Source organism: Jeongeupia chitinilytica, from assembly GCF_014652315.1.
In the GTDB taxonomy this organism is placed as follows: Bacteria; Pseudomonadota; Gammaproteobacteria; order Burkholderiales; family Chitinibacteraceae; genus Jeongeupia; species Jeongeupia chitinilytica.
Map to the genome: position 1 here is coordinate 85,521 of NZ_BMYO01000002.1, position 11,402 is coordinate 96,922.

At 66.0% G+C, this 11,402-nt stretch carries 1 protein-coding gene; it reads left to right on the forward strand.

Annotated features, from left to right (window positions below; translation table 11 throughout):
* The first annotated feature begins 39 nt into the window (after window positions 1-39).
* A complete protein-coding gene (locus IE097_RS03540) occupies window positions 40-11,400 on the forward strand; it encodes a cadherin-like domain-containing protein (protein WP_229797407.1) in 11,361 nt (3,786 codons plus the stop codon).
* Window positions 11,401-11,402 lie beyond the last annotated feature (2 nt).

An 11,402-nucleotide genomic window follows, 5' to 3' on the forward strand; every position in this document is an offset into this window, starting at 1 on the left:
ATGATTGAAATCGGGTTTCCATGAATTGGCGGGGCGATCGTGAAACGTGAAGACAATATGGCGGGCAAGCGCACCGCGGGCATTCTGCGTCCGACCACGCTGGCGATGGCACTCGAACCCCGCATCCTGTTCGACGGCGCCGCCGCCGTGGCAGTCGACCAGCAGCATCATGCCGGTGCGGATGCCGCCGCGGTCACCCGGCCGGCCGCGGTGGCCGAACCGCGCGATGTACCGGCATCCGCGCCGGCGCCGCGCAATCTGGTGGTGATCGACGCGCGGCTTGAAAACCGTGATGCGCTGCTGGCGCAATTGCCGGCCGACAGCAAGGCCATTATCGTCAACATTGGCGACGATGCATTGGCGGCCATCAGCCAGGCACTGACCGCGATGGGCAAGGTCGATTCGATCCAGATTTTCTCGCACGGCAGCAGTGGCCAATTCGATCTCGGCAATCGCGTATTTACCAGCGACGTTGTACGTCAATCGGCCGATACGCTGGCCGGCTGGCGGGCCGAACTCAATAGCGGCGCCGATATCCAGCTTTACGGTTGCAATATCGGCGCCGGCGAGGCCGGCCGCACGCTGGTGCAATTGCTCGCCAAGGAAACCGGAGCCGATGTCGGGGCCTCGAGCGACGATACCGGCAATGCCGCCGCTGGCGGCAACTGGACGCTGGAAGTCCGGAGTGGCGACGTTGACAAGGCACTGGCGCTGAGCGACCGGGCGCTGGCGAGCTTCAACGGCCTGCTGGCCGATGCCAGCCCGACGGTCGGCTTCACCAGCGGCGGGACCGACACGCTGATCGGCGACCAGCTGACGTTCACGCTCAATTTCACCAACCCGTCGACGCAGGAAGGTTACGCGCCCTACATCGACCTGTTCCTGCCCAGAACCGGCAAGGACGGTGACGACGGTGTGTCCTTCGTCGCGGCGTCGTATCTGGGCCAAAACATCCAGAGCTATGTGCTGACGTTCGACGCCTCGGGCAAGGCGACGCACCCGCTGGCCAAGGACAATCTCGGCCAGCCGGTCGTGCTAAACGCCGCCGATTACGGCATGCGCGCCGGCGATCAGCTGGTGGTGTTGCAGGTGCCGTTCAGCAGCATCGGCAAGGACCAGCCGACCGTGGGCATCCAGGTGACCGCGGTACTGAGCAATCTGGCCGACACCGCGTACGACAACAGCGGCGCGGGCGGCCCGGACCTGGTGATCAAGGCGCGTGCGGGCTTCCAGTACGGCAACGACTCGGCCAACAACCCGACGGTCGACCCGAGCCGGGTCGAGCAGACGCTGCACAGCTTTACCGTGCACCCGACGCTGGTGACGCTGACGCAGTCGGTCGACATGCCTGAAGGCGAGACGCCGACCGGCCCGAACTACCGCCACTCGGAAACCGTCACGGTCAAGCCGGCCAACGGCCAGACCCTGAGCAACGTCACCGTCACCCAGACCGTGCCCGACCAGATTCAGGTCACCAAGATCGATCCGGGCAGCGGGGGCACGCTGACCTCGGTGACGCTGAGCAACGGCGTGAAGTTGACCGACAAGGTGCTGATCGATGCGGCCATCGCGTCGGATACGGTGTTCATCAGCAGCTACACCGTCAGCTATGCCAGCCTGAGTGCGCCGGGCAATATCGTGGTGCAGTTCTACGTGCCCGAAAGCGACAACGGCGGCTCGGCCGTGCTCGACGCCAACACCGGCAGCTCGCGTACGATCACCTTCGGTACGCCACAGGCCGCCGGCAAGTGGCAGCCACTGGATCCGCGCGACCGGCTGGCTTCGGGCGATCCGGTCGATTTCACCGGCAGTGGCACCGGCAGCAATGCCTCGTTCGTGGCCAAGTCGATCACGCTGCACAAGGTCGCGGCCATCCAGGTGGACACCGGCAGCGCCGGGCTGACGCCGGGTGATACGCTGAGCTACTCGTTGCAGCTGGCGATCTCGGACTACTTTGCCTTCGGCGGCAACATCCTCAATCAGGGCGAGTTCAAGGTCGTCGATACGCTGGCCGACGGCCAGACGCTGAGCGGTACGCCCACGTTCAGTTATGTCGTCGACGGCGTGACCAAGACGGTCAACCTGATCTACACCAGTTCGACCGACGCCAATGGCGTCACCACGCTCACCTTCGACATCAAGGCGTCGATCCGGCAGGCGCAGCAGGCGGGCGATCTGGTCGGCGATCTGGCGTTCGACGACGTACTGCAAGGCGCAACCGGCGCACTGATCGCCTACACGGCGGTCATCGCCCAGAGCTACACCGGCAATTACACCCAGAAGGAAATCAACGAGGGCGACGCGGTCGGCAACAACGCCAGCGTGTCGGCCACCGTCCTGCTGGACCGGCTGAACCTGTCCGGCAGCACGCAAACCGACGGTTCGTCGACCACGGTGACGATCCCGACCAGCACGATCGATATCGACATCGACAAGGTCAACGGCGGCACACCGCCGGCCAATGGCGAGCTGCGCCCCGGCGACGTGGTCACCTTCGACCTGAACTACGATCTGGTTACCGGCGACTACGAACACCTGACGCTGACCGCCTACCTGCCGCTGCCGCTGTTCGACGTGTCGACGATCAACTGGAGCAACGGCAGTGGTGCCGGACAGTGGGAGCTGGTCGGCGGCCCCGGCGGCAACACCAATCTCGGTCCGTTCACGGTCCGTTCCGGCCCCGGCAACTCGGTCATTTTCGATTTCGGCGACTATGCGGTCAACGCGGCCCAGGGCAGCAGGATCGCGCTGAAATTCACCCTCCGCGTCGGCGATGCACCGTTTGCCGACCAGCGCAGCCTGGCCGTGCTGGCGCAGTCGAACCAGCAGACCACGATCAATCACGCGCCGCTGATCTCGTCCGACGCGGTGACGATCCAGTCGATCGCCGAGCCCAGCCTCGACGTACGCCATGGCGTCGTCAGCAGCAGCAACGGCACGATCACCGGCACGACCGGCAGCTGGGGCGCCCCCGGCTCGGGCGGTGCACCGTTCACCGGCAGGATCACCGACCTGACGGCGGTCAACGGCGACATCACCGGCATCGACGCCGGTGACCGGCTGCGTCTGGCGACGGCGATCGAGAACTCCGGTGGCGGCAATGCGTTCGACGTGACCGTGCGGATCGACATCCCGGCCGGCCTGAGCTTCGACGGCGGCTCGCTCGCCGCGGCCAATCTGAAAATCTATCGTGGTGACGGCACGCAGCTGCAGCTGGGTGTCGATTACAGCGTGTCCGGCAACGTCATCACCTTCCTCGATGCCGGCGGACAGGGCAGCCTGCTGGCCGGCCGCGCCGGTACTGCGGCCGATACCGACGGCAGCAACATCGTCGTGATCAGCTACGACGTGCGCGCCGACGCGGCGATTGCCGCCGCAGCCACGCTGGAAAGCGCGGGAGCGGTGACGAACTACGCCAGCGTCAACAACGGCAAGGATTTCGCCCCGGTCGACGTGATCGACAAGGCCGGCGAGCAGGTCGCCTCGCCGTCCGTGCGTGTCGTCTTCGGCGGCGGCAGTCTCGACAACGGCGATTCGACCGCCGGCCACACCACCGGCAGCAACCTCGTCATCGGCGAGGGCATGGATTACGACATCGTCGTGACGCTGCCCGAGGGCGGCATCCAGAACCTGCGGGTCGAGGACCTCATCCCGCCGGGCATGCGGCTGGATACCGGCTACAACGGCGTCGGCTATGCGCTGATCACCACCGCCGCAGGCAGTGCGGCGCTGAGTGCCGACTTCAACGGCAACGTCACCGTCGGCAGCATGACCGGCGTGTCCGGCACGCTGGGGCAGGATGGCGTCGACGCACGCTGGACCTTCAGCGCGGCGACGACCAGTGCCGACAACGTGGCCGGCAACAACAGCTTCGTGATCCGGATCCGGCTGATCGCCAACAACGTCAGCGGCAATCAGGCCGGCGTGACCCACGGCAACGACGTGCGCGTCGTGTTCAGCGACCCCGACGGCGACACCGCTGGCGGCACGGCCACCGACCGCACCATTGCCGCTTCCGGCAGCAAGCCGACGATCACCATCGTCGAACCGACCCTGCAGGTCAGCCAGTCGACGCTGGTGACGGCGCCGGCGATCGGCGTCGACGCCGGCGACAAGGTCGAGTACGTCCTGACGATCAGCAACGGCACTGCGGGCTCGGACTACGATGCCTTCGACATCCGGCTGAACGACGTGCTGCCGCCCGAGCTGATGAACTATCAGCTGATCAGCGTCAGCTACGCCAACGGTGCCACCAACAACGGCAGTGTCGATTTCGAGATCGTCAACGGCGTGCTGCGTACCGTCAACGGCGCCAACATCGACATCGTCAAGGGCGGCAGCATCACGCTGCATTTCTCCGGCATCGTCACCTCGGCCGCCGCAAGCGAAACCGCGTTCGGCAACACCGCCTCGGTCAGCTGGAGCAGCCTGAACGGCAGCAACAACACGGTTGCGGACCCGGCCGGCGAGCGGACCGGTGCCGACGGCACGCTGAACAGCGGGGCGCTCAACGACTACACCGTCAACAGCACCTATACCCAGCGGATTGCGCAGGCACTGCTGGTGTCGCGTGTCGGCGGGCTGGGCGATACCGCCGCACCGTCGCCGACCAATGCCGACAGCGAGAACGTCGCGGTCGGCGAAATCATCCGTTATCGCGTCGTCTCGCTGGTGCCCGAGGGCCGGACCGACGACTACAGCATCCGCGTCACGCTCGACAAGGGCCTGAGTCTGGTCGAGGGCGACAGCACGGTGCTGCTGGCCTTCATCGCCAACCAGCTCGGCATTTCGTCCGACCAGCTCAACCTGACGACGTCCGGGACGCTGAATCTGACCGGCAACCAGACGCATGGCGCAGCGGCGATGATCGACCCGCAGCTGGCCGGGGCCAAGCCGGCGGCGGTGCTCAACGGCGCCTACATCGAGGTGACGGTCGATGGCCAGGGACGGCAGGTCATCACCTTCCATCTCGGCACGCTGATCAACCGTGATCAGGATGCCGACTTCGAAGGCCTGTCGCTCGAATTCAACGTCCGGGTCAACAACGTCGCCGACAGCAGTGCCATCGCGGCGCCGCTGGCGGTGCAGTTCCAGGATTTCTCCGGCAGCACCAGTCTGTCGCCGGTCGATACGCTGTACGAAAAAGTGGTCGAGCCGAACTTCGGTCCGCTCGACAAGACCGTCACCGCCTTCGATCCGAAGCCGGGTACGAGCACCGGCAATGCCACGGTGACGCTGAGCTTCACCCAGACCGGCAACGCCGATGCCTACGATGTGGTGCTGACGGACAGCTACCCGCAGGGCAGCAACGCCACCGGCGTCCGCGTCGAAATCAACGGCGTCCAGTACGACATCAACGGCACGGCGATTCCGCCCGAGTACGGCTTCAGCGCCACGGTCGGCGGCAACGGCGTGTCGGTGCATTTCGACAAACTGGCCGCCGGGACATCGGTCAAGTTCGTCTACCAGATCGATCTGCCCAATACCACGACGATTGCCAGTACCGATGCGCGACTGGCGTGGAGCAGCCTGCCCGAGTCGTTCACGCAGTGGGGCGGTTCGTCGGTCGGCGCCGACGGCAGCGCCAGCGGCGAGCGCAACGACAGCGGCGGCGTCAACAACTACGTCCGTGTCGACGGCGCCGGTCTGGGGATTGTCAGCGGCACTTTGTGGAACGACACGCAAAGCGCAACCGGCAGCGCGGTGCCGGACGGCCCGGGGCTGGCCGGTGTGACGGTCAAGCTGACGTGGGCCGGTGCCGACGGCGACATTTCGACCAGCGCCGACAATCTGGTCTTCACGACCACGACCGACGCTTCGGGCAACTACCGCTTCGGCGTGCTGCCGCAGGGCACTTACCAGATCGACGTCGACACCAGCACGGCGCTGAGCACCGGCAACTTTGGCGATCTGCGCGTGCGCATCGACAACGACACGTCGACGCCGCTGGGACAGATCAGGATCCTGCTCGGCGATGCAGCAAGTTCGCAGGCCAACGTCGGCTATGTCGAGCAGAACGATGCGCCGGTCAATCACCTGACCACGACGACCGCGTCGGGCAACGAAGACACGCCGATCGCGATCACCGGGCTGAGCGTCAGTGACGTCGACGTCGATTCGGGCGTCGCCGCCAATTCGCGCGACATGCAGATCACGCTGACCGTGGTCAACGGTACGCTGTCGCTGGCGGGCACCGTCAATGGCCTGTCGATCAACGGCGCCGGTACCAAAACGCTGGTGCTGACCGGTCACACCGACGTACTGAATGCCGCGCTCGCGTTGCTGCGCTATCAGGGTGACCTGAACTTCAACGGCAGCGATACGCTGACCATCGTCACCGACGATCTGGGCAACTTCGGCGATGCCAACGGCAACGGCACGCCGGGCGAAGCCGCCGACCGCCTGACCGATACCGATACGCTGGCGATCACCGTCATCGCCGTCAACGATGCCCCGGTGGCCAACAACGACAGCGCGCAGGCGGTCGAGGCCGGCGGCCACGACAACCTCAAGGCGGGGGTCAACCCGAGCGGCAGCCTGCTCGCCAACGACACCGACGTCGATATCGCGACCAATCAGGACGTGCTGCGCGTGAGCAGCGTCGGGACCGGCGGTGCGGCGCAGACCGCCGTGGCAGACGGTGGCTCGCAAACCATCCAGGGCCTGTACGGCAAGCTGATCGTCCAGTCGGACGGCCGCTATACCTATGTGGTCGACAATTCGCTGCCGGCCGTGCAGGCCTTGCTGCCGTCCAGTCCGCCGTTGACCGAAACGTTCGACTACACCATTGCCGACAAGGCCGGTGCGACCTCGGGCGCGACGCTGACCGTGAGCATCCAGGGCGCCAACGACGCACCGCTGGCCGGCGACGATGTCGGCGAGGCGATCGAGAAGGGCGGCACCAACAACGGCAGCGGCGGCCAGGACGCAAGCGGCAATGTGTTCGTCAACGACACCGACCCGGATGCCGGTGACGGCCGCAGCATTTTCGCGCTGACCAACATGCAGCCGGACGAAGTGACGGCAGTCGCCGATCTGACCCTGATCGGCAACGGCACTTCGGTCGTCGTCGTCGGCAAGTACGGCACGATGACGCTGAATGCCAACGGCATGTACACCTACGTGATCGACAACGCCAACGCCGATGTGCAGAAGCTGAACACCGGGGACGTGCTGGTCGAGCATTTCACTTACCTGCTGCGCGATACCGGCGGTCTGCTGAACTACGCCCGGCTGGACATCACCGTCAAGGGCGCGAACGATGCGCCGGTGGCCACCGACGACAGCAACGATGCCCAGGTCGCGGCGACCAATATGCCGGGGCAGGAACTGAACGCCTCGGGCAACGTGATCAACCAGCCGAGCCATCCGGACACCGGTTCGGGCACCGGCGTCGACAGCGATATCGACAACACGCGCGCGCAGTTGACCGTCAGCGGCATCCGCGTCGGTGCCGAGGGCGATGCCGGCAGCCTGACTGCGGTCACGGCGGGCACGACGTCGGCCAACGGCACCGAAATCGTCACCGCCTACGGCAGCCTGCGCATCGGCGCCGACGGTTCCTACGTGTTCGATGTCGACAGCAGCAATACCGAGCTGCAGAACCTGAATGCGGGGCAGACCAAGACCGTGGTCTACACCTATGCGGTTCGCGACCCGGGCGGCCAGACCGATCTGGCGCAGATCGTCATTACCATCCACGGTGTCAACGATCCGCCGGTCGCGCAGAACATCGGCGCGATTGCAATCGAGGCCGGCGGCGAGGCCAACGGTACGCTGGGGATCAATCCGGGGGGCGACGCCACGGCGAGCAGCTTCGACCCGGATGGCGACCCGATCACCGTGTACGGCGTCCGGACCGGCAAAGAGGCCGACGGCCTGCCGGTGACCGACGGTAGCGGCGTGGGTGGTACCGGCGTCGTGGGCCTGTACGGCACGCTGACCGTCGATGCCAACGGCAACTACAGCTACGTCGTCGACAACAGCAATCCCACTGTCCAGGCGCTGCGGGGGCTGAGCAACGATCTGGTCGAATACTTCACCTACACGATCGGCGATGGCAAGGGCGGCTTCGATTCGGCGACGATCGTGATTCTGGTTGCCGGCAAGAACGACAATCCGGTCGGCGTGGCGGACACGGCAGAGGCACGCGAGGCCGGCGGCGTCGGCAACAATGCACCGGGTGTCGATCCGACCGGCAATGTGCTGGGCAACGATACCGACGTCGACAGCATTGCAAGGGGTGAAACCAAGGCCGTGCTCGATGTCCGTACCGGCAGCGATGCCGCCGGCGGCACCGTCGGTACGCTGGGCACCGAGCTGCGTGGCCAGTTCGGCTGGCTGACGCTGAAGGCCGACGGCAGTTACAGCTATCGCGTCGACAACAGCATGCCGGCGGTACAGGCATTGCTGGCAAGCTCGACGCCGCTGGTCGATACCTTCGGCTATACGGTCATCGATACCGACGGCGCGCACGGCCCGGGCAGCTTCACCACGCTGACGATCCGGATTTCGGGCGCGAACGACGCGCCGGTCGCGCAGAACGACGACGCCCGGGCGGTCGAAGCCGGCGGCGTCAACAACAACATCGCCGGGGTCGACCCGACCGGCAATGTGCTGGCCAACGACAGCGACGTCGACACCGCCGCCAACGGCGAAACGATGATCGTCTCGGGGGTGGCGTTCGGCAGCAGGAACGGCACTGTGGGCGTGGGGCTGGCCGGGGACTACGGCACGCTGACGCTCGGTGCCGACGGCAACTACCGCTACGTTGTCGACAACGACAACGCGCGTGTCCAGGCGCTGCGCCTGGCCGGGCAGACGCTGACCGAGGTATTCACCTACACGATCCGCGATGCTGCTGGCGCGACCAGCACGGCAACGCTGACCGTGGTCATCGAAGGCCGGAACGACAATCCGGTTGCGCTCGACATCGGCATGCCGACGATCGAGGCGGGCGGCACCTTCAACAACGCGATCGGGGTCGATGCGATCGGCAACGTGATGAGCAACGACAGCGACGTCGATGCCGGTGACTCCCGCGTGGTGACCAACGCCCGCAGCCTGAACCTGTCCGGCAATCTCGGTGCCAGCGTCGGCAGCACCGGCCCGGTCTCCGTGGCCGGGCAGTACGGCACGCTGACGATCAGCGCCGACGGCAGCTATCACTACGCCCTGAACAACGATCTGGCTGCGGTCCAGGCCTTGAAGCCCGGCGACCAGCTCAACGAGATCTTCGAGTACCAGATCGTCGATGCGGCCGGTGCGCCGGCTACGGCGCGGCTGCTGATTCCGATTCACGGCGCCTGGGATGCTCCGGTGGCCGGCAACGATACCGGCTTGGGCATCACCGACAACGGCAAGTCGGTGGCCGTCAACCCGAAGGGCAACGTGCTCGGCAACGACACCGATGTCGACGCCAACGACATCAAGCTGGTCAGCGGCATCCGCGTCGGTGCGGAAGCCGACGGCGGTACGCTGGATTCGGTCGACGCCGGCGTCGCCACGCAGATCCAGGGGCTGTACGGCACGCTGTTCATCAATGCCGACGGCAGTTACGAATACAAGATCGATACCGGCAACGCGACACTGCTGGCGCTCAAGCCGCTGCAGACGGTCCGGGACGTGTTCACCTATCAGGTCAAGGACGGCGGCAGCCTGCGCGATCTGGCGCAGCTGACGCTGACCATCATCGGCCGCAACGATGCGCCGAACGCCGAAAACGACGCGGCGCAGGCGATCGAGGCATCCGGCGTGGCCAACGGCCAGGCCGGGGTGAATCCGAGCGGCAATGTGCTCGGCAACGACACCGATCTGGAAGGCGATACGCTGACCGTGGTCGGCATCCGTACCGGCGATGCCGGTGGCAGCGGCACCGCCGGCAGCATCGGCACGGCGCTGCAGGGCCGCTACGGCACGCTGACGATCGCCGCCGACGGCAGCTGGCATTACGAGGTCGACAATACGCTGCCGGAAGTCGAGGCCCTGCGCGTCAGCGGCCAGACGCTCGAAGACGTGTTCACCTACACGATCAACGACGTCTGGGGCGCCGACGACAGCGCCGAGTTGCGGATTACCATCGACGGTCGTAACGACACGCCGGTGGCGCGCGACGATCACGCCACGGCGGTCGAGGCCGGCGGTGTTGCCAACGGCAATGCCGGTGTCGACCCGGGCGGCAACGTGCTCGACAACGACAGCGATGTCGACAGCGTCGCCAACGGCGAGACGAAACAGGTCGTCCGCTTCAGCAATGATGCGGGCGCCAGCAGCGATGCGGGCACCGGGCTGAACGGCCGTTACGGCCGGCTGACGCTGAACGCCGACGGCGCATACACCTATGCCGTCGACAACACCAACGCAGCGGTTCAGGCCTTGCGTGCCAGCGATCAGCCGCTGTCGGACGTGTTCGTCTACGAGATGCGCGATGCGGCTGGTGCGACGGTGACCGCCCGCCTGATCGTCAGCATCCAGGGCGCCAACGATGCACCGGTGGCGCGTGACGACAGCAGCATTGCCGATGGCGACAAGCCGACGCCGCAGGGCAGCGGCAACGTGCTGCCGAACGACAGCGATGTCGATGCCAACGATGCGCTGACCGTGGTCAAGGTGCGTACCGGCACCGAAACCGGACAGGGCGCCGACGGCGTGGTCGGCCAAGGGCTGAAGGGGCGCTACGGCACCCTGGTCCTCAATGCCGACGGCAGCTACCGCTACGACATCGACATGAGCAATCCGGAAGTGCTGGCCGCTGCCGGCTTCGGGCCGCTGCTGCACGACGATTTCACCTACACGATCAGCGACCAGCTGGGCGCGACCGATCAGGCGACGCTGGTGATCCGGCTGGTGATCCCGGCGCCTTACGTGCCGCCGCCGGACGTCAATCCGACCGGTCCCGACGGCGACCAGTATTACCGCCCGATCGACGAGCTCGGCGACCGCAACGGCCAGCTGCCGGATGTCGATCCGGGGGTGTTCATCACCCAGGTGGTCCGGGACGAAAACCTGGAGCACCGGATCGATGCACGGCCGCTGAACGCCACGTCGATCAACTGGCAGGTGAGTCCGGAGGTCCGGAGCGCGTCGATCGGCGCCCGGTTGGGGCAGGTGAACGGTCAGTTCGTGACCCAGGCGGTGCGTGCCAGCCAGCAATTCAGCGATCTGGATCTGGCGTGGATGACTTTCCGCCATGGCCGTACTTCGCTGAGTGCCGACGGTCTGCTGTCCGATCCGTCGATCTATGCGCCGCTGCGCGAGCATCTGGCCGACGCGCCGGTCCCGCAGGAGGCGCCGGCCGCGGCGAAGACCACCGCCAGCGGATTCAAGGCGCAACTGCGTCAGGCCGCGCAGAAACTTCATGTGGATCAACCGCCAAAGAACGCTGGTGCACACAAGGGATAAAA